Origin of the sequence: Ochrobactrum sp. P6BSIII (assembly GCF_014138065.1) — a bacterium.
Lineage (GTDB): Bacteria > Pseudomonadota > Alphaproteobacteria > Rhizobiales > Rhizobiaceae > Brucella.
Window position 1 is genome coordinate 1 of the sequence record NZ_JACGXB010000025.1, and the last position, 20255, is coordinate 20255.

Genomic DNA, 20255 nt, shown 5'->3' on the forward strand with positions numbered 1-20255 from the left:
TTCACCAGAACTCAAGGACGAAGCAACCTGCCGCTAGCAGCGTCGCCGCCCTCGTTGTGGCGCTATATAGGGCGGACTAAGCCAAACTGTCAACAACGGGTTTGAAGTTTTTTGATATTTTTTTGACAGCTTTCCACAGGGCGTCAAATCCCTAGTTTTTGCCACTCTATATATAGGGGTGAAACATGACGTTGCGGAATATCGGGCCACAAACCAGCCTCAATGAAAAACTAGTTTCCGCGAAATTCGAAATTTAGCCGTACTGCATCCAGCTTATAGCCAGCCTGTTGGCATTGTGGATATCGGCGTTTGGCCGCCTCGTCATTGACTTACGCGCCAACGGCAGGCAAAACTCTGATGCCCGTTTGGGAGCCTTCCATAGATAAAGGAAGACACCTTAGCATCGGATCAGCGCATAAGTCGCTTTTCTGACAAGCGATGTTCAAGCACGTTTTCGTGCCATCAGGTTTAGAAGAAGGGCCGACTATAGCAGTATGAAGGAAATGGGGCCGAATAATCTCGATCCGGGTGACGAGCCCCCGCTGAGCGTTGGCGGACGGCGACGGCCTCCAGATCGGCGCGAAGTTTCGGCACGCTGGCTTGCCGGCACCTTCCTGACTGGCGTTACCTCCTGCATGCTGATTGGCGTTGCTCTTTTTGCCGCCCTTGACGGGCGCGAGCAATTGGCGACCCCGCCCGAAATTCTTGCCCGCAACGATATGCCAAGTGCCGCCGAGGAAAGCGCCGTCACCAAGGGCGGTCGTCTCGTCAGCACGGTTTCGGCACAGCAGCCGCGCGACCGGCGTCGGTTCGACCTTTCCACCATGCAGAAAGTTGGCGAACGCGAAGTTATCCGCACCCGCCCGTTCGAACTTGTGAGCATGGCGCTGGCGGTCGATCACCCGACCAGCCGCAAATATCCGGCATTCGATGCGTTGACTGTGTTCTCTGAAGGCCCCACCGCCCCGCTGCCAGCAGACACCGGACAGATTTATGGTGCCAAGGTTGAAAGCGAAGTCAGCCTCCATGTTGTCGATTTTCCGCTGAACAGCGCAACTTTCGATGCCTCCAGCGATCTGTCGGTGGATGAAGTCGAAAAAGTCGTTCGTGATACCGGCGGCTTGTTGACCGATGGCGATGTCCAGGTTGCCTCGCTGCATTATGTCGACCCGGCCCGCTTTGGCGGCAATGATTCTCCTTATGCGCTTGGCCCAGCGCTCGGCGTGAAGATCACGCAGGAAAATGTCAGCGTCGCCCCGAAGGCGAATGACGAGCAGACTGATGATGGTTTCTCGGAAGAATTGATCCCCTTCCGGCAAACCGCCGACATCGCGCAGGCGCTCGAAGATGCGGGCTATACTGGCGAAGACACATCGAACATGGTCGATGCGCTCGCCAAGATGATGAATTCGCCGCGCTTGAAGCAAGGCAGTATCTTGCGTGTGGGAACTGAAACCCGCAACGGGCAGGACCGCATCGTTCGCGCAAGCATTTATAATCGCACCACGCATCTCGTGACGGTCACACTGAACGACCGTCAGCAATATGTTCCATCGGATGAACCCGAAGAAACGCCTCTGTTGCAGACCGCTTTTGACGGCAATGCGATCCCCAGCGCCATCCGCGGCAATCTGCCCAATGTCTATGACGGTATCAGTCGCGCGGCCCTTGCCTATGGCATGACGGAAACGATGCGCGAACAGCTCGTCAAAATGCTGGCCACCGACGTGGATCTTCAGGCGCAGTTGACGCCGACCGACAATATTGACGCCTTCTTCTCCCTGCCGGACGGACCCGATGATCCGGACAAGGCCGACAGCGATTCGCAACTTCTCTATGTTGCGGCGACTTTCAGCGGCACGACCCGGAAATTCTACCGCTATCAGGCGCCGGATGGTGGTGTCGATTACTTCGACGAAGGCGGAAAGAGCGCAAAGCAGTTTCTGCTGCGCAATCCGGTACCCAATGGCGTGTTCCGCTCGCCATTTGGCATGCGCCGCCACCCGATTCTTGGTTATAGCCGCATGCATACCGGCGTCGATTGGGCCGCGCCACGCGGCACGCCAATCATCGCAACGGGTAACGGGGTTGTCGAAAAGGCAGGCTGGACCAATGGCTATGGCAATCAGACCTTGATTCGTCATGCCAATGGCTATGTGAGCAGCTACAGCCACCAGAATGCAATTGCGCGCGGCGTGTCTGCTGGCGCAAGGGTGCGTCAGGGGCAGGTGATCGGCTATGTCGGTTCGACCGGTCTCTCGACCGGCCCGCATCTGCATTATGAAATGATCGTCAACGGCACCAAGGTGGACCCGCTTCGCATCCGCCTGCCGGACAACAAGGCTTTGAAGGGCAAAGAGCTTGAAGCCTTCAAGCAGGAGCGCGATCGCATCGACACGCTTTTGAACAGCGACGACAACAGCACCAAGCTGGCTGCTAACGCCTCGACCAAGGGTTAAAAAAAGCCGGGAAAGCAAAATGCTCTCCCGGCTTTTTTGTTTGACCCGTGAAGGTTGAACTATTCGGAAAATTCAACGGTGACGCCCGCTTTGACGAGCTTGGCGAGTTCTTCCGCGTCCCAGTTCGTCAATCGCACGCAGCCATGGCTCGACGTTTTGCCGATCTTGGACGGCTCCGGCGTTCCATGGATGCCGTAAGTCGGCTTGGAAAGCGCAATCCAGACCGTACCGACTGGCCCATTCGGACCCGGCGGAATCGTCAGAACCTTGTCGTTATTGCCCTGCTTGAAGTTGATCTTCGGATTGTAGGTGTAATTCGGATTGATCGCGATGCGCTCAACCTGCACGATGCCGGACGGCGACGGATTATCCGATGAGCCGATGGTCGACGGATAGGCCACGACCAGCTTGCCGCTTTCATCATAACCACGGACCTGCTTGCGTCCCTTGTCGGCGATGATTCTCGCCACCTTGGCGCGCACCGGCTTGCCGAGATTTGGCACCTTCACCACGGAACCGGGCTGATTAAAGTTCACACCCGGATTGATTTCCTTCAGGTAGTTTTCGTCGATGTGGAATTTCTCACCGAGCATTTCGGTCACCGATGTATAGGCCATCGATGGAAGCTGCGCCTTATGGGCGTAATCTTCCGGAATCGAGGCCACATACTGGCGACCGACATCCTCGTTGGTGATCGTATATTCGAAGAACGCCGCACCGCCGGTTGCTTCCAGCTCGGCATTGACTGCCGCATCATCCTTCGGGCTGATGGTTTTGCCGGTCAGTTCGCCATAGGCGGCTGCGGCCTTGTCGACATTGCTGCCGGAACGGCCATCAATGACGCCCGGCGATGCGCCCGCGCGATCCAGCAACACCTGGAAGGCTGCAATCTTGGCCTTGGCACCCTCGCCTTTCGGCATTTCGATTGCCGGCGCCATATCACTGGACTTCGGCACATTCTGCGGCTGCTCATAGCCGGGCTGGCTGTAATCCTGCCCATTATAGTTCTGATCGATGCTGGCGGAATTGGTGCCCGTATTGTCTGGATAGTTTTCACCGGACGGCGGCAGTTCCGAACGCTGCACCTGACCATCCTGATTGCCGCGATAGTTCGGATCGGACGGCGCGGCAGGATAATAATTCGGGTCTTCCGGCACATTGCTGAAGCCGTCATAGGGCGAACCGCCATCGACAGGGCCGTTTAGTGTCCAGTTGTCGTCTTGTTGCGGATCGCGGCGGCTATTGAGACCACCATAGCTATTGCGATCGTAGGTATTGGCATCCTCGACGCTGACAATGCGACCACGACGATCCATCGTCACGCGCCGACCATACTGGTCGATGTAAACGCGCACGCGTCGGTCATGATAGACCTCTTCGCCCGGATCGTAGAGCTGCGCCAGTTGCACCGGAGCTTCCGTGAGCGTGGTGTCACGGTTTTCTTCTGCAAAAGCACCGGCACCCGTGGCGGGAAGAGCCGCAGAAGCAAACAATGCGAAACGAAGCATGCGTATGGAATGCGTCATGGAGGAAGTCCCAGGTGCCCGTAATTTCAGACGTTCAATCGGATCGTCAGATCATGGATGCCGTGAATATGGTTAATAACTGATTATCCGAGTAACAGCAGATGCCAGATGAACTGGACATGAAAATGGCCAAGTGACGACAAGTTTTATGAAATTTGTATCTGCAAAATTTCTTCGAGCATTGTGATACATCCCGCCCGAATTGATTAAAGCCAATAAAAAGCGCCGCAATCTTGCGACTGCGGCGCTTTGTTAGAACAAGTGGAACGTCAGGCTTCCACGCCTTCGTTCTTCGGATCGGGTTCCAGAGCACCGCGAACCGGACGAAAATTGAGCCTGTCCGAACCAGCGGTGATCTTGACGAGCGAGCCGTCCAGAATATCGCCCAGCAGAATACGCTCTGCGAGCGGATCCTGGACTTCCTTCTGGATCACGCGCTTCAAAGGACGTGCGCCGTAAGCCGGATCATATCCCTTGTTGGCAAGCCATTCGCGGGCATCCTCTGCCAGCTCCAATGCGATCTTGCGATCGGTGAGCAAGGTCTGGAGACGCTGCAACTGGATATCGACGATTGCACCCATATCCTCGCGGCGCAGCCGGTGGAACAGGATGATTTCATCGACACGGTTCAGGAATTCCGGCCGGAATGCCGCCCGAACCACACCCATCACCTCGTCACGAACGCTCTCGACATCGTCTTTCTCGCCAAGATTGACGAGATATTCGGCGCCAAGGTTGGACGTCATGATGATGACCGTGTTGCGGAAATCGACCGTGCGCCCCTGACCATCGGTCAGACGCCCATCGTCCAGAACCTGCAACAGCACGTTGAACACATCGGGATGCGCCTTTTCGATCTCGTCGAACAGGATCACCTGATATGGCCGACGCCGCACGGCTTCCGTCAGCGTGCCGCCTTCTTCGTAACCGACATAACCGGGAGGCGCACCGATCAGACGGCTCACGGAGTGCTTCTCCATAAATTCCGACATATCGATACGAACCATCGCGGTGTCGTCCTGGAACAGGAACGAAGCCAGCGCCTTGGTCAATTCGGTCTTGCCCACGCCCGTTGGGCCGAGGAAGATGAACGAACCGATAGGCCGGTTTGGATCCTGAAGACCCGCACGCGCACGGCGAACAGCCTTGGAAACCGCCTGAACGGCTTCGCCCTGACCGATGACGCGCTTTGCAAGCTCGTCTTCCATCCGCAGTAGCTTTTCGCGCTCGCCTTCCAGCATCCGGTCAACCGGAATACCTGTCCAGCGGGATACCACCTGACCGACATGTTCCGGCGTAACCGTCTCTTCCAGTAGAGAACCCTTGTTCTCCTGGCTTTCCGACTGGGCGAGTTCCTTTTCAAGCTGCGGGATCTTGCCATAAGCAAGCTCACCAGCCTTCTGGAATTCACCATTGCGCTGTGCAGTGGCCAAAGCATTGCGTGCTTCTTCAAGCTGACGCTTGAGATCAGCAGCAAGACCGAGCTTCTGCTTTTCCGACTGCCACTTGGCGGTCAGTTCAGCTGATTCCTCTTCCAGATCGGTCAGCTCTTTTTCAAGACGCACCAGACGATCCTTGGAAGCGGCATCAGTTTCGACCTTCAGGGCTTCGCGCTCGATCTTGAGCTGCATAACGCGCCGGTCGATCTCGTCGAGTTCTTCCGGCTTCGAATCGACCTGCATGCGCAGACGCGACGCAGCCTCATCGACAAGGTCGATGGCCTTATCTGGAAGAAAGCGGTCGGTGATGTAGCGATTCGACAGCGTTGCGGCTGCGACAAGCGCCGAGTCCGATACGCGCACCTTGTGATGCTGCTCGTATTTTTCCTTCAGGCCGCGCAGGATCGAGATCGTGTCCTCGACGGTCGGTTCGTCCACGAAGACCGGCTGGAAACGACGCGCAAGCGCGGCGTCCTTCTCGACATATTTGCGATATTCTTCCAGCGTGGTCGCGCCGACGCAGTGCAATTCACCACGGGCCAGCGCAGGCTTGAGCAGGTTGGACGCATCCATCGCGCCATCGGTCTTGCCCGCACCGACAAGCGTGTGCATCTCGTCGATGAAGAGAATAACCTGACCGGCAGCCGTCTGAACTTCCGACAGGATTGCCTTCAGGCGTTCCTCGAACTCGCCGCGATATTTCGCACCGGCAATCAGCGCGCCCATGTCGAGCGCCATCAACTGCTTGTCCTTCAGCGATTCGGGCACGTCACCATTCACGATGCGCAGCGCCAGACCTTCGGCAATGGCCGTCTTGCCGACGCCCGGCTCACCGATCAGCACCGGATTGTTCTTGGTGCGGCGTGACAGAACCTGAATCGTGCGACGAATTTCTTCATCGCGGCCGATCACCGGATCAAGCTTGCCGTTGCGGGCGTCTTCAGTCAGATCGCGCGCATATTTCTTCAGTGCGTCGTAATTGCTTTCGGCGGAAGCAGAATCGGCAGTGCGGCCCTTACGCATATCGTTGATGACCTTGTTCAACGCCGTCGGTGTCACACCGGCAGCGGCAAGAATTTCAGATGTCTTTGCGGATTTCTCGATTGCCAACGCCGTCAGCAGCCGTTCGACCGTGACAAAGCTGTCGCCCGCCTTGCTGGCAAGCTCTTCGGCCAGAGCGAAAACCTTGGCCAGCGGCTGCGAGAGATAAAGCTGGTCGTTACCGCCCGATACTTTCGGCAACTTTTCCAATGCGCTCTGTAAACCAAGGCGCACATCGGCAATGCGTCCACCTGCCCGCTCGATCAACGATGCGGCAAGGCCCTCGTCATCATCGACGAGGATTTTCAGAATATGTTCCGGAGTGAACTGCTGATTGCCGGAAGAAAGCGCGAAAGTCTGCGCCGACTGAATGAAACCGCGAACGCGTTCCGTGTATTTCTCGATATTCATATAGTGTCTCCTTTTGCCCTCCAGCCCTGCATAGGCACCGGAAGATGTTGGGTGACGAAGCCCCCGCATGGGCGGGCTTCATGTCTTTCCAAGACAGGATATGGGACTATGACCACCTTTCGGCAAGGGTGAACAACGCACGTGCGACCAAATAAAAATGGCGCGGAAAACCGCGCCATTTTCAAATCTTATACCGAAAGCTTTAGAGCATAATCCGACCGGAGTGAAACGAGGATCGATAAGATTATGCTCGATATATAGAAGCTTAGAGCGCCGATCTGATTCATTCAGATCGAAACTCGCTCTAAGCGTCGGAATCGACAGGTTCGGTTGCTGGCGTATCGCTGCCGGCATCCTGATCCTTCGCAACACGGCGCGGACGACCCGGACGGCGGGTAGCGCGACGCGGTGCAGCTTCGTCATCGGCCTTCGCTTCGACGAGTGCTTCCACCGGAGCCTCAACGGGTGCCGCTTCCACAGCCGCCGGAGCAGCCTTGGCAGCCCGAGCGACCGGAGCTGGTTCTGCTACTTCCGCAGCAGCTTCCACTGCCGGTTGTTCGCCTGCTTCACCGGCCTGCGCTTCCGGGCGCTCTTCGGCATTGAAGCGTTCACGCTGCGGGCGGCGACCGCGGCCAAGGCGACGATCACGATTATCACGTTCACGCGGCTGACGGCTTTCGCCGCTTTCCTCGCCGTAAATGACTTCGGCAGGCGTGCCTTCGATGACCGGCTGCGGACCGGAACCGCTTACCGGACGCGGCTCGACGGCGACTGCTGGCGTGAAGCCAGTATCGTCATCATCAGCGCCGTCATCGTCGAAGGTTTCTTCGCGCTGGAACGGCACCGGGTTCTGCGCCATGGCAGCCATAATGATGCGATTGTAATGTTCAGCGTGCTGAAGGTAGTTTTCAGCCATCACCCGGTCGCCAGAAGCCTGCGCGTCACGAGCGAGTGTCGAATATTTTTCTGCAATATGTTGCGCATTGCCACGGATCTTTACGTCAGGTCCGTTGCTTTCGTAATTACGCGACAGAGGATTGGGGCCCTTGCGGTTGTTGTTATTATTGTTGTTATTGTTATTCCCCCGTCCGCGCATACGCCTGTTCTGCTGTGCTGGCCTCATATTCATCTCTTTTCAGATTAAAGGGCGCAGAAACGTTGCGACGAAAACGGTCGCCTGTTTCTTGCTATTGAGCCATGGAGGAAGCACGCCCTAAAACTTCCTACACATCGACTATTCTTAAAGCGCGTCGCATTTCAAACTGTTCGCCTGACGCACATTAAGGGGTTGCTTTTATGCATGTCGTTCCCGGAAAACCGGTTCCCACTTTTCCGCGACATGCTTCTCGGCTCCGCATATCCAGATGGATGGCCGGAACCTGACGGTTGCCTTGTGCAAGGTCCACGCCGAAAAGCATCGCTCTTCGGGACCATGCCTGAAAGTCGTGTACTTCCGTACGAGCCATCTCCAAAGGCTTAGACCCCGGGAGAGCATGACCTCAAATCGTCATGGAGCATTTCCGCCACGGCCCTCTAAAAAGCGGGCAAAACCATTCTGTCTGTATACGGTGGCCGGAAACTAAACGGCTTCGCGGCAAATTCCAAGTTTTTTTTCGCGCCGTTGGGTATCAAAATTTCGTTTATGATTTTTGCGCAAAAAGCATGGCCCTTCTATGGCCGCCCAGATCACGCGCATCGTTCGCGAGTTCAAAACCCGCTTGCTCAAACAGCGCTTTTACATCCTGGAATTGTCCGGCGCCGATTTCTACAGCAACCATACCACCATCATATAGGTACTCTACTGCCTGTTCTGCAAGGGCCCGGTAAAAATCCAGTCCATCCTGGCCGCCATCCAGTGCTGCAAGCGGATCATGCTCGCGCACTTCACGCGACAGACCGGCAATATCTTCATGCGGAATATAGGGCGGGTTTGAGACGATCATATGAAACCGTCCGCTGACATTGGCGAACCAGTCGCTCCGCAGTGCGGCGAAACGCTGGCTCACATCGTTGATCGCAGCATTGATTCGCGCCGTCGCCAACGCCCCTTCCGACACATCGAGGCCAATGCCGTGCAATGTCTCGAAGCGATGCAGGAGCGAAATCACAATCGCCCCGGTGCCCGTGCCCATATCGAGGAGTTCGACCACGCCATGCTCCGCAACGAGCTGTTCAAGCGGTGGCGTGACCAGCTCGATCAGCGCTTCCGTATCCGGGCGCGGTTCAAGCGTTTCAGCAGAAAGCCGGAATGGCAGTCCGTAAAATTCGCGAACACCGATAATCCGATGCACGGGTTCGCCTTTGGCGCGGCGTTCGAGCGCCGCACGCAAGGTTTCGACGCACTCGGCTTCGATCAGTCTGTCCGGTGCGGAAATCAGATCGAGCCGTGTCGTGCCCGTAGTCCATTCGATCAGCAGCCGCGCATCGAGATCAGGCGTTTCCAACCCGGCATCGCGCAATTGCCGCCGGGCCTGTGCTGCCAGAACGTCGAGACGCTCGCCGCTCACGCTCAGGCGCCCAGTTCGGTCAAAAGCGCGGTCTGGTGATCGGAAATCAACGCATCGACCAATTCGTCGAGATCGCCTTCCATCACGCGGTCGAGCTTGTAGAGCGTCAGGTTGATGCGGTGATCGGTGACGCGGCCCTGCGGGAAGTTATAGGTGCGGATGCGTTCCGAACGGTCGCCAGAGCCGACCTGGCTACGGCGCGCTTCCGAGCGCTCGCTTTCAGCCTTCTGGCGCTCCATGTCATAAAGGCGGGCACGCAGGATCTGCATGGCGCGGGCGCGGTTCTGATGCTGGGATTTTTCCGCCTGAACCACCATGATGCCGGTGGGAATATGGGTGATACGCACTGCCGAGTCGGTCGTGTTGACGTGCTGGCCGCCAGCGCCCGATGCGCGCATCGTGTCGATGCGGATATCCTCGTTGCGAATCTCGATATCGATGTCTTCGGCCTCGGGCAGCACGGCCACGGTCGCAGCCGATGTATGAATGCGCCCGCCGGCTTCTGTTTCCGGTACGCGCTGCACGCGATGCACGCCCGATTCGAACTTCATCTTCGAGAACACGCCCTTGCCGGAAACCGTCGCGATAATTTCCTTATAGCCGCCCGCATCGCCTTCGCTGGCCGAGACCAGCTCGACGCGCCAGCCCTTCTCGCTGGCATAACGCTCATACATGCGGAAGAGATCGCCCGCGAAAAGCGCTGCTTCCAGTCCGCCCGTACCGGCGCGAATTTCGAGAATGGCGTTCTTCTCATCCGCCGCGTCCTTTGGCAGAAGCAGAATCTGTACTTCCTGCTCCAGCGCCTCGACGCGCTTTTCGACTTCCGGCAATTCCTCGACAGCCAATGCGCGCATTTCGGCATCGGTCGACGCGTCGTCGCGCATGGTGGCCAGATCTTTCGCTTCGGCACGCGCATCGCTCAATTCGCGAATCTTGCCGACGACTTCCTGCAACTCGGAATATTCGGAAGCGAGCTTCACATAGGTTTCCGAATCCGGATTGTCGGCCATCTGGCTTTCGATCATCGAGAACCGCTTCAAGAGCTGGTCCATCCGGTCCTGCGGCAATGCGATCATGTCATGTCCTAAAAATCATCGTCCGAATGCAAATGTGCGAAACCGGGCGCGCCGCGTCCCGCGCCACACCCGGTCATTCTATGCAATTTGCCTTGCTATAACGGAATATCGTTGTCTTCTGCAAATCGAAGCATCAGTTCACGCAGAGAATGCGCGACATTCGGCTTGTCCAGCTCTTCATTGAGAAGCGCATTCAGCTTCGTTGTATCCAGCGCGCCGAGCATCGCCTTAACCGGGCCGATGGCAGCAGCCGACATGGAGATGGAGCGGAAACCAAGGCCGATCAGCGTCATTGCCGTCAGTGGACGTCCCGCCATTTCACCGCAGAGCGTAACTGGCGTGTTGTGCCGGTTGCCGGTATCGACAATGTGGCGCAGCGTCCGCAGGAAAGCCGGAGAAAGCTGGTCGAAACGGCCGGAAATCAGCGAATTGCCGCGATCCACCGCCATCAGGAACTGGAACAGATCATTGGAGCCGACGGAGACGAAATCAACCGCCGTCATCAGCTCATCCAGCTGCCACAACAGGGCTGGAACTTCCACCATCGCGCCAAGCTTCATCCGCGTCGGCAGCGAATGCGCGAACCGCGACAGATGGCGAACCTCACGTTCGATGATCTCACGCGCTGCCTTCACTTCGGCAACTTCCGTCACCATCGGCAGCATGAGCTTCAATTCACGTCCGCCTGCCGCTTTCAAAAGCGCGCGCAACTGGGTGCGCAGCAGACCCGGACGATCCAGCGTGAGGCGGATAGCGCGCCAGCCAAGCGCCGGATTTTCTTCCTGCGCCGATGCGCTGAAGTAAGGCAGCACCTTGTCGCCGCCGATGTCGAGTGTGCGGAACGTAACCGGCTTGTCGCCCGACGCTTCCATGACCGAACGATAAAGCCGCTCCTGCTGCTCTGCCCGCGGGAAGGTCGAGGCGACCATGAACTGCAGCTCGGTGCGGAACAGGCCGATGCCCGAAGCGCCCGATGCCGCAAGCTGCGGCAGGTCGACCAGAAGGCCTGCATTCATCAAAAGCGAAATATCGACGCCGTCCCTGGTCAAGGCAGGCTTGTCGCGCAATTCGCGATAATGCGCCTGACGCCGGGCACGGAAGCGAACCTTTTCCGCATAGGCTGATTCGAGGTCCGACTGCGGACGCAGATGCACCACGCCCTCGTCGCCATCGACGATAGCCGCATCGTTGTTTTCAGCCATGGAGACAGCGCCCTTGGCCTGCCCAACGACCGGAATGCCCATCGCGCGGGCCACGATCACCACATGGCTGGTGGCGGCGCCGTCTTCCAGCACCACGCCGCGCAAACGCTCGCGCGGATAATCCAGCAACTCGGCAGCGCCCATGGAACGCGCAACGATGATGGCATCCTTGACCAGCGATTCGGCCATCGTCTTGATGTCACGGCCCATCAACTGGCGCAGCAGACGATTGGCGAGATCGTCGAAATCCGACAGGCGCTCCCGCATATAGGGATCGGACAGATGCATCATGCGCGCACGCGTGTCGCTCTGCACCTTCTCTACGGCTGCTTCGGCGGTCAGACCGTTATGGATCGCCTCTTCCAGACGACGCACCCAGCCACGATCATGAGCAAACATGCGATAGGCTTCCAGCACTTCGCGATGCTCGCCTTCGATCGCGACATCGCGGCGCGACAGCATGTCATCGATGGAAATGCGCAAGGAACCAAGCGCCTGATCCAGACGGGCCAGCTCGGCCTGACTATCCTCGTTGAAAAGATTGGTGACGACGATGCGCGGCTCATGCAGCACGACATGACCGAGACCGATGCCGTCATTGAAGGCAAGCCCGGTCACGCTCATCGGGCGGCCCATATCGAGATCGATACCGGGGCGCACAAGCTTCAGCCCGTCGCCGGACGCGATGATTTCGGCCAGCACCATGGCTGTCGTTTCAAGCGCTTCGACTTCGTCTTCACGATAGGCGCGCTTGGTGCGGTTCTGCACGACGAGAACGCCCATGGTGCGGCCTGCGCGCAGCACGGGAACACCGAGGAAGGAATTATATACTTCTTCGCCCGTTTCCGGCAGGTAGGCGAAGGCCGGATGGCTTTGTGCATCGGTAAGGTTCAACGGACGCGCGCTGGCGGCAATGGTGCCGACAAGGCCCTGCCCCAGACGCAATTGCGCCAGGTGGACCGACTGTGGGTTCAAACCTTCAGTGGCATAGAGTTCGAGAACGCCGTCAGCGCGAAGCACGTAGAAGGAGCAGACTTCCGCGACCATATTTTGCGCGATTTCACGAACGATCCGGTCAAGGCGCGGCTGCGGCTCAAGCGGCTCAGCCATCAATTCGCGCAACCGCTTCAGCAGCACGCGGGGACCGGTTGTCTGATCGCGCATGATCGTCGGACACTCCTCTTGTGCAGTTTCGGCACCGAGGTGAAGCGGCTTTCCGTGCGAACTGCGGCGAATAAAGAGAAAACGGCTTTGCTTGCTCCGTACTACCGAAAGCCGTTCGGACTGGTGGCCCGCTTTCGCCGACCGATTCCCATTACCCGCCCGCGACGCGTTACGCCAACCCCTTTGTGAGCATTTTTGACACTGCCGTCTAGTGCTTTAAGCAGAAATTATGCCAGGTTCTGGAACGAAAAAATGCCGCGATCCATTCAAGGACGCGGCATTGTTTCAAAACGGTTTAATAAAAGCCGGATTTTATGCCGGCTTAATATCAGCCATCAATGGATTACGACTTGTCGAGACCATAGACGGCGTGCAGCGTGCGCACGGCCAATTCGGCATAAGGGCCGTCAATCAGGATCGAGATCTTGATTTCCGACGTCGTGATGGCGCGAATGTTGATGCCCTTCTCAGCCAGCGCCTTGAAGGCCGTGGCGGCAACACCCGCATGGCTGCGCATGCCGATGCCGATCACGGAAATCTTGGCGAGGCCCGTTTCGGACTGAATGTTGTCGAAGCCGATTTCAGCCTTGACCTTGTCGAGAACGCGCAGCGCCTTGTCGATGTCGCCGGTCGGGATCGTGAAGGTCATGTCGGTCTTGGAACCGTCTTCCGACACGTTCTGAACGATCATATCGACATTGATGTGCTCTTCGGCAAGCGGGCCGAAAATGGCTGCCGACACACCCGGCCGGTCGGCCACGCGCCGCAGCGAAATCTGAGCTTCATCTTTCGCAAAGGCGATACCTGTGACGGTCTGCTGTTCCACGATTTCATCCTCGTCGCAAATAAGCGTTCCGGGCGGGTTGATCGGATCACCCATGCCCGGCGCATCGGGGTCCGTAAAGCTCGAGCGCACAAAGGTGCGTACCTTGTGCACCATAGCGAGTTCGACCGAGCGCACTTGCAAAACCTTGGCGCCGAGCGAAGCCATTTCCAGCATTTCTTCGAAGGAAATCTTCGGCAGGCGGCGCGCCTTCGGTTCGATGCGCGGATCGGTCGTGTAGACACCATCTACATCGGTATAGATATCGCAGCGATCAGCCTTCACCGCTGCGGCAACAGCCACAGCCGATGTGTCGGAGCCGCCGCGTCCGAGCGTCGCGATGCGGTTATCCGGGCCCAGGCCCTGGAAACCGGCCACAACGGCAACCTGACCCATTTCCATGCGACGGATGATTTCCGAACCGTCGATGTCCTGGATACGAGCCGCGCCATGCGCATTGTCGGTCTTGATTTGAATCTGCCAGCCCTGCCACGAACGCGCATCGACACCAACCGACTGAAGCGCGATGGCCAGAAGGCCGCTCGTCACCTGTTCGCCGGAAGCGACGATGGTGTCATATTCGCGCGCATCGTAGAAAGGCGAACTGGCGCCACATACCTTCGGCATGTTCTGCACCCAGTTGACCAGCTCATTGGTCTTGCCGGACATGGCCGAGACGACAACAGCAACCTGATTGCCCGCCTCGACCTCGCGTTTGACGTGGCGCGCCACATTATAGATGCGTTCCAGATCGGCCACCGAAGTGCCGCCGAATTTCATCACGATGCGCGCCATTTAAGGATACGTCCCGCTATTTTGAAAATTACACTCTCACCTGCCCAAACCTTATAATCTTGCGACAGGCAAACCCGGGGTCACATAGCTAATATGTCGCGGTTCCGCAAGGCCGCGATTCGCAAGAACGTCCCGATAGGGTCAGGAATGCCGGAATTTGATTTGCACCTTGACTTTGAGGCGCTACCTTGAGAGCAGGATTGCACGCTTCCGCTCCTGGAGATTGAAATGACCGAGACTGCCCGCACCACCATCGACGCTTCCGAGATCGAGCATTTCTCGCGCATTGCCGCGGAATGGTGGAACCCGCAGGGCAAGTTCCGCCCGCTACACAAATTCAATCCAACGCGCCTTGCCTATATCAAGGAAAAAATCTGCGCCAAGTTCAATCGCGACCCGAATTCGCCGCGCCCCTTCGAAGGATTGCGCCTGCTCGATATCGGTTGCGGCGGCGGTCTTCTCTGCGAGCCGATGGCGCGTCTCGGTGCAACCGTGATCGGCGCGGATGCTTCGACCACCAATATCGAGGTTGCGAAAATCCACGCTGCGCAAAGCGGCGTCGAGGTCGATTATCGCGCCACGACAGCGGAGGCTCTGGCCGAGGCTGGCGAGAAATTCGACGTGGTTTTGAACATGGAAGTGGTCGAGCATGTTTCGGATGTCGATCTGTTCATGTCGGCGACCAGTGAAATGGTGAAGCCCGGAGGGCTAATGTTCGTCGCCACCATCAACCGCACCCTGAAAGCCTATGGTCTGGCGATCATCGGTGCGGAATATGTGCTGCGCTGGCTGCCGCGCGGCACGCATCAATATGAAAAGCTGGTGCGTCCGGAAGAACTCGAATCCGCCCTTGCCAAAGGCGGCCTGCGTCTCATCGACAAGCTGGGCGTGACCTATAATCCGCTTGCCGACAGCTGGAGCCGCTCCCGCGATACGGATGTGAATTATATGGTTCTGGCCGAGCGGCCAGAATAGTCAGATTCAACAATCAGCTTTTCTGGGCGCGCGTGGTCATCGCCACGCCAACAGCGATAACGGCTGCTCCAATCCAGGTGAGCAGCGGATAATGCTCGCCCAGAAACAGCGTGCCGGAAATGAGACCGAGCGCTGCGGCCACATAGCCGATCTGGCTGAGATAAACCGGTCCGCCCACCGCCTGTAGCCGGAAGAACAGCGCGAACATTCCCGCCGATGCAATCGCCTGCGCTGTTGCGGCCCATGGTGCCAGTGCAAATGTCTCAACCGGAAAACCGCCGGTGAACAGCAGGATGCCCGCAAAGAGCATGATGGCGGAAGCCAGATGACTGCCTGCTGCAAGCTCTGTCGGATCGGAATTTTTCGGCCAGTCCAGCGTGCGATAGACATTACCGCAGGCGAGAAACACCGGAATAAGCAAGGCGGCCGCAACCCAGAGCGGATCAGCGGGCTTGCCGACCTCGCCGCGTGTCAGCGCAACAAGAATCGCGCCGATAAAGCCGACAGCAATGCCGCCAATGCCCAGCGCATTGGGGCGTCGCAAGCCGAAGCCAATTGAAATCACCAGCGTGATAACCGGCGACAGCGTGTACATGATTCCCGTGAAACCAGCACCGAGACGTGGGATCGCCGACAGAATCAGAAGATTGGGCAAGGCATAAGAGATGATTGCGGTGCAGACATAATAGCGTGCGCGCCCGCCGGAAAAGCCGAGGCTCTTTCCCCGCAAAAGCAGAACGGCGAATAGAATCACACCAGCGCTGGCGGAAAACAGAAAGGTCCACATGGCAGGCGGAATGCCCACCTGCGCAGCGATCTTTCCCAGAGGCAGGATAAGCCCCAGCAGGGTGCCGGTGGCCAGAAGCAGAAAGGAGGCAGACTCCATCAATTTCATGCACCCGGCCTCCCCTGCCGTGCTGTCATGACGAACAGGTGACCTAATTCTGATCTTCTGGAAAGACCGGCAATGGCATCACATCGACACCATCTTCAAGCAGCGAATGCACGTCCTCGCGCGACGCTTCACCATAGATGCCACGCTGCTCCGTTTCACCGAAATGGATCTTGCGTGCTTCCTCGGCAAACTTGTCGCCGACATAATCCGCATTGTCGCGGACCTTACGGCTGAGATCGCGCATTTCTTCGAGAACCTTCTTCTGGGCTTCGCCCAGCGCCATCGCGATCTTTTCCTTAGCCCTTGCCGTGGAGACGGCAGGCGCCATCAGGGCTTTCTGCACCTGATGCGAATTGCAGACCGGACAGGAGACGAATTTCATCTCCGACTGCCGATCGAAATCGGCATTGTCGCGGAACCAGCCCTCGAATTCATGGCCGTTATCGCAATGAAGCGAAAAGCGGATCATGGAGTTATGCATCCTCATTCTGTTTTGCGGTCACCGTCTTGACGGTAAACTCGCGGGCATTCTTCAAATTCGGCACCTTGCCGCGCGCCGCAGCGCTTTCGGCAACATCGATATCGGCAACGATCACAGCCGGTTCGTCATGGGCGGCTTCCGCCAGCACCTTGCCCCAGGGCGAAACGATAATCGAATGCCCATAGGTTTCGCGCCCGTCCTCGTGCAATCCGCCCTGCGCAGCCGAGATCAGGAATGCGCCATTTTCGATAGCGCGCGCACGCTGCAAAATATGCCAGTGCGCCTCGCCGGTCTGCTTGGTGAAGGCCGCAGGCCCGGTAATCACATTGGCGCCAGCCAGCGCCTGTGCACGGAAAAGCTGCGGGAAGCGAATATCATAGCAGATCGCCATGCCAATATTGGCGAAAGGCAATTCAGCAATGACGGTTTCCTTGCCCGGTTCATAGGTTGCCGATTCGCGCCAGCTTTCGCCATTGTCGAGATCGACATCGAACATATGAATCTTGTCATAGGTCACGAGCTTTTCGCCCGATGGCGTAAACAATCCGGCGCGATTGGCAATCCGGCCATCGCCAGCATCAATGGCCGTAGAACCGATATGCAGGAAGATGCCGTGCTTGGCTGCCAGCACCGAAGCCGCCTTGAAAACAAGGTCGTTGGCTTCGTCACGCAGACTGGCCTTGAACGCCACCCGATCGCGCATCATCGCGCCGGTCATTTCGGGAGATTGCACGTAAGTCGCGCCCTTAGCTGCCGCATCAGCGACGAGTTTCTCCAAAGCCTCGATATTGCGGACAACATCGGTGCCAGAACGCATTTGTAGTGCGGCAGCGCGGAACGTGCTCATCGGTTTCTCCCCCGTTATAAAATTAGTTCAGTTCGCCGGTCTTGAGCAGACCGTCGAGCTTGCCCTGACCGTCGAGCGCAAAGAGATCGTCGCAGCCGCCGACATGGACGGAACCGACGAAAATCTGCGGGAAGGTGTTGCGGCCAGAACGCTCTTGCATTTCGGCGCGCAGTTCCGGCGTGGCGCCTGCGTTGATTTCATTGAACTCAACGCCCTTGCGGGTCAGAAGATCGACCGCACGCGAGCAATAAGGGCAGCCGGGGCGGGTGTAGATGGTAACGTCAACCATGAAAAACTCCATTCGTTGCCTCACTATATAGTCGGCAACGCTCCGCTCCGGAAGACCCTGCAGGTTTCACGACGGTGTGTGCAGGCTTGTTCTTGCCCGCAAGTTTCAATCGGGCAGCACCCGGCTGAATGTCAGAACATCGACACTTTTTGCACCGCCGCGCAGCAAGGCGCGCGTTGCCGCCTTTACTGTTGCGCCCGTCGTATAAACATCGTCGATAAGCAGGACACGACGCCCGCGCACATGAATTTCCTGCTCTTTCGGCACACGGAAAGCACCATCCACATTGCGTTTGCGCTCCTTGGAGCCAAGCCCGATCTGCTGCTCGGTGCGACGGATGCGGTTCAGGGCTTGCGGCGCAAAGGGCAAGGCGCTCGACTTTGCCAGCGCCCGCGCCAGCTCGGCGGACTGATTAAAGCGGCGCTGCCAGAAGCGCCAGCGATGCAGCGGCACCGGCAGGATCACATCACATTCATCCAGCAATTCGCGGCCAGCCCGCTGCATCCAGCGCGCCATCCATGGGGCCAGATCAGTCCTGTCATGGAATTTCAAGGCAACCGCCATACGTTGCGCTGCGCCGCGATGCAGAACCGCCGACCGCAGACGGCGGAACGGCGGCGGATCGGCAATCGCCTCCGCACTCAAGAAGCCGTCACCAAAATCATGACCAAACGGCACACCCAGCACCGGGCAGTAAGGCCGTTCGATAAAGCGCAGCTCCGACCAGCATGTCGGGCACAAAGTTCCGGGCTGCGAGACATGCGCCTTGCAACCCGCACAGCTTGCCGGAAACAGCAGATTGGCGGCCGCAAGCGCCAGATGGCGCGCGGCAAAGCACGCGCTTGCGTAAAGCCTGCGCAAAAAGGTTTGATGCGGTGTATCGTCATCCGCCATTGCATTCGCCCCCGTTCGAATGCATCTATGCCCGCAATTACACTATACGCCGCATAGCAAAAGAAAAGACGGATTCCATGCCTGCCCCCGAAAGTGCGATCTTCGACCGCGATCTACAGCTTGCCTTTCGCCGCCGCGCATTCCGGCGCGCCGAACCGGGTGCCGATTTTCTGTTGCGACGCGTGGCGGAAGACCTTGCGGACCGTCTGGATGCTGTCGAGCGCCGCTTTCCAGTGGCCATTGATCTTGCAGGCCACAATGGTCTTGCAGCAGAGGCCATCGCCTTCTCCGGCAAGGCGGATACCGTTTTGCGCGTGGAACGCGATGCGGATTTCCTGAAAGGTCCGTTTCCGTCAGTCGTCGGTGACGAAGAGCTGCTGCCGATCAAACCGGGCAGCGCCGATCTGATCGTATCGCTAATGGCGCTGCACGCCACCAATGACACGCCGGGCGCCATGGTGCAGATTGCCCGCGCATTGAAGCCTGACGGGCTTTTTCTGGCAGCGCTCAGCGGCAGCGGTACACTCGGCGAATTGCGTGAAAGCCTGTTGCAGGCGGAAATCGAACTGACCGGCGGCGCATCGCCACGCGTTTTTCCGTTTGCAGATGTGCGCGATGTCGGCGGTCTGTTGCAGCGCGCCGGCTTTGCACTGCCTGTGACGGACGTGGAAAACGTGACGGTGCGCTATGATTCCCTGTTCAACCTGATGGCCGATCTGCGCGCCATGGGCATGCAGAACATCGTGCGCGACCGGTCGCGCCGTCCGGTATCGAAACGGCTGTTCTTGCGGGCGGCGGAAATCTACGCGGAACGCTTCAGCGATCCCGATGGACGCATCCGCGCGACATTCTCGATCATTTGGCTGTCTGGCTGGGCGCCGCATGATTCGCAGCAAAAGCCGCTCAAGCCCGGCTCGGCCAAGGCGTCGCTGGCCGATGCGCTGAAGAAAGCAGAAGAAGAATAGACCTACGCGATAGCTGCAAATTCACGGAAAATGCAGCTGTTGTGTCAGCAGTCGCCGCGATGACTTCCGTCCACATCGATGACGCAAACCGAACTCGGGTTGGGCTGCAGCACGCTCTTGCGCACGGTATAGGTCTGAACAGCACCATGGGGCTGGTTGCCTGCATCGCGCTTGGTGGAGCCGGTCATCGTCCGGTCGATGCCAGCAGGCAGAACGGACTGGGCCGCAACCTTGGCTGCCTGTTCGTTGAGGATCGGAACAATAATCAGCGCCATCGCCGCAGCGGCAGAACCAAACAACAACACGAGACGCAGGAAACCACGCCCCGCTTTCGTCAAAGTGGTGGGCGCATATTCGTTGTGATCGGCACTGAAATAATTGTTGTCGAAACTCATGATACTAGACTCCGGAGCGGCTCCCATTCGAGAATGCCGCAACGGAGTGAATCAGAGATTAACCGACTGCC

Annotated in this window: 16 protein-coding genes; 3 read left to right on the forward strand and 13 right to left on the reverse strand. The window is 58.0% G+C overall.

The features are described 5' to 3' along the window. Positions 1–494: 494 nt before the first annotated feature. Positions 495–2459 (forward strand): M23 family metallopeptidase, encoded by a 1965-nt coding sequence (locus FHW00_RS22980; protein WP_078341015.1) that lies wholly within the window; start codon positions 495–497, stop codon positions 2457–2459. A 59-nt stretch (positions 2460–2518) separates the two neighbouring features. Here the strand turns inward: FHW00_RS22980 and FHW00_RS22985 are convergent, their stop codons facing one another. From FHW00_RS22985 to FHW00_RS23015, 7 genes are all read right to left on the reverse strand, one after another. Then, a complete protein-coding gene (locus FHW00_RS22985) occupies positions 2519–3985 on the reverse strand; it encodes a L,D-transpeptidase (protein WP_078341016.1) in 1467 nt (488 codons plus the stop codon). Positions 3986–4254: 269 nt separating this feature from the next. Further along, complete coding sequence (gene clpB, locus FHW00_RS22990; protein WP_078341017.1) at positions 4255–6876, reverse strand: ATP-dependent chaperone ClpB; 2622 nt, start codon at positions 6874–6876, stop codon at positions 4255–4257. A gap of 304 nt (positions 6877–7180) precedes the next feature. Then, positions 7181–7999 carry a DUF4167 domain-containing protein gene (locus tag FHW00_RS22995; RefSeq protein WP_078341046.1) on the reverse strand — a complete coding sequence of 273 codons (819 nt, stop codon included), beginning with the start codon at positions 7997–7999 and terminating at the stop codon, positions 7181–7183. 517 nt (positions 8000–8516) lie between these two features. Further along, a complete protein-coding gene (prmC, locus tag FHW00_RS23000; RefSeq protein WP_078341019.1) occupies positions 8517–9383 on the reverse strand; it encodes a peptide chain release factor N(5)-glutamine methyltransferase in 867 nt (288 codons plus the stop codon). Between the two features lie 2 nt (positions 9384–9385). Beyond that, positions 9386–10459: a peptide chain release factor 1 gene (gene prfA / locus FHW00_RS23005; protein WP_078341020.1), complete on the reverse strand. Its 1074-nt coding sequence runs from the start codon at positions 10457–10459 to the stop codon at positions 9386–9388. A gap of 95 nt (positions 10460–10554) precedes the next feature. After that, positions 10555–12825, reverse strand: a complete 2271-nt coding sequence (ptsP, locus tag FHW00_RS23010; protein WP_078341022.1) for a phosphoenolpyruvate--protein phosphotransferase — start codon at positions 12823–12825, stop codon at positions 10555–10557. 343 nt (positions 12826–13168) lie between these two features. After that, positions 13169–14443 carry an aspartate kinase gene (locus tag FHW00_RS23015; RefSeq protein WP_078341023.1) on the reverse strand — a complete coding sequence of 425 codons (1275 nt, stop codon included), beginning with the start codon at positions 14441–14443 and terminating at the stop codon, positions 13169–13171. Between the two features lie 228 nt (positions 14444–14671). Here FHW00_RS23015 and ubiG point away from each other — a divergent pair, with 228 nt between their 5' ends. Further along, positions 14672–15418, forward strand: coding sequence for a bifunctional 2-polyprenyl-6-hydroxyphenol methylase/3-demethylubiquinol 3-O-methyltransferase UbiG (ubiG, locus tag FHW00_RS23020; RefSeq protein WP_078341024.1), 747 nt, complete (start codon positions 14672–14674; stop codon positions 15416–15418). A 13-nt stretch (positions 15419–15431) separates the two neighbouring features. Here the strand turns inward: ubiG and FHW00_RS23025 are convergent, their stop codons facing one another. The 5 genes from FHW00_RS23025 to FHW00_RS23045 form a co-directional block, all read right to left on the reverse strand. Continuing rightward, a complete protein-coding gene (locus FHW00_RS23025; protein ID WP_078341025.1) occupies positions 15432–16313 on the reverse strand; it encodes a DMT family transporter in 882 nt (293 codons plus the stop codon). A 43-nt stretch (positions 16314–16356) separates the two neighbouring features. Continuing rightward, on the reverse strand, positions 16357–16782 hold the full coding sequence (locus tag FHW00_RS23030; protein ID WP_078341026.1) for a DUF1178 family protein: 426 nt from the start codon (positions 16780–16782) through the stop codon (positions 16357–16359). A 4-nt stretch (positions 16783–16786) separates the two neighbouring features. Continuing rightward, positions 16787–17641: a carbon-nitrogen hydrolase family protein gene (locus FHW00_RS23035; RefSeq protein ID WP_078341028.1), complete on the reverse strand. Its 855-nt coding sequence runs from the start codon at positions 17639–17641 to the stop codon at positions 16787–16789. A gap of 22 nt (positions 17642–17663) precedes the next feature. After that, positions 17664–17930, reverse strand: a complete 267-nt coding sequence (gene grxC, locus FHW00_RS23040) for a glutaredoxin 3 (RefSeq protein WP_078341047.1) — start codon at positions 17928–17930, stop codon at positions 17664–17666. 105 nt (positions 17931–18035) lie between these two features. Beyond that, positions 18036–18824 carry a ComF family protein gene (locus tag FHW00_RS23045; protein WP_078341029.1) on the reverse strand — a complete coding sequence of 263 codons (789 nt, stop codon included), beginning with the start codon at positions 18822–18824 and terminating at the stop codon, positions 18036–18038. Positions 18825–18901: 77 nt separating this feature from the next. Between FHW00_RS23045 and FHW00_RS23050 the strand changes: the two genes are divergently transcribed. Continuing rightward, positions 18902–19789, forward strand: coding sequence for a methyltransferase domain-containing protein (locus tag FHW00_RS23050; RefSeq protein WP_078341048.1), 888 nt, complete (start codon positions 18902–18904; stop codon positions 19787–19789). Positions 19790–19833: 44 nt separating this feature from the next. On the opposite strand, the gene FHW00_RS23055 is transcribed toward FHW00_RS23050, so the two are convergent. Next, the gene (locus tag FHW00_RS23055; protein ID WP_078341030.1) at positions 19834–20184 is read right to left on the reverse strand and encodes a hypothetical protein; all 351 of its coding nucleotides are present in this window, start codon (positions 20182–20184) and stop codon (positions 19834–19836) included. Positions 20185–20255: the final 71 nt, after the last annotated feature.

Bases quoted from the DNA above. Each gene is read 5' to 3' on its own strand.
- prfA (WP_078341020.1), bottom strand. From the start codon at position 10,459: ATGATCGCATTGCCGCAGGACCGGATGGACCAGCTCTTGAAGCGGTTC.
- ptsP (WP_078341022.1), bottom strand. From the start codon at position 12,825: ATGCGCGATCAGACAACCGGTCCCCGCGTGCTGCTGAAGCGGTTGCGC.
- FHW00_RS23045 (WP_078341029.1), bottom strand. From the start codon at position 18,824: ATGGCGGATGACGATACACCGCATCAAACCTTTTTGCGCAGGCTTTAC.
- FHW00_RS23055 (WP_078341030.1), bottom strand. From the start codon at position 20,184: ATGAGTTTCGACAACAATTATTTCAGTGCCGATCACAACGAATATGCG.
- FHW00_RS23025 (WP_078341025.1), bottom strand. From the start codon at position 16,313: ATGAAATTGATGGAGTCTGCCTCCTTTCTGCTTCTGGCCACCGGCACC.
- FHW00_RS22985 (WP_078341016.1), bottom strand. From the start codon at position 3,985: ATGACGCATTCCATACGCATGCTTCGTTTCGCATTGTTTGCTTCTGCG.
- clpB (WP_078341017.1), bottom strand. From the start codon at position 6,876: ATGAATATCGAGAAATACACGGAACGCGTTCGCGGTTTCATTCAGTCG.
- FHW00_RS23030 (WP_078341026.1), bottom strand. From the start codon at position 16,782: ATGATCCGCTTTTCGCTTCATTGCGATAACGGCCATGAATTCGAGGGC.
- FHW00_RS23050 (WP_078341048.1), top strand. From the start codon at position 18,902: ATGCCTGCCCCCGAAAGTGCGATCTTCGACCGCGATCTACAGCTTGCC.
- FHW00_RS22995 (WP_078341046.1), bottom strand. From the start codon at position 7,999: ATGAGGCCAGCACAGCAGAACAGGCGTATGCGCGGACGGGGGAATAAC.
- grxC (WP_078341047.1), bottom strand. From the start codon at position 17,930: ATGGTTGACGTTACCATCTACACCCGCCCCGGCTGCCCTTATTGCTCG.
- FHW00_RS23015 (WP_078341023.1), bottom strand. From the start codon at position 14,443: ATGGCGCGCATCGTGATGAAATTCGGCGGCACTTCGGTGGCCGATCTG.
- FHW00_RS23035 (WP_078341028.1), bottom strand. From the start codon at position 17,641: ATGAGCACGTTCCGCGCTGCCGCACTACAAATGCGTTCTGGCACCGAT.
- FHW00_RS22980 (WP_078341015.1), top strand. From the start codon at position 495: ATGAAGGAAATGGGGCCGAATAATCTCGATCCGGGTGACGAGCCCCCG.
- ubiG (WP_078341024.1), top strand. From the start codon at position 14,672: ATGACCGAGACTGCCCGCACCACCATCGACGCTTCCGAGATCGAGCAT.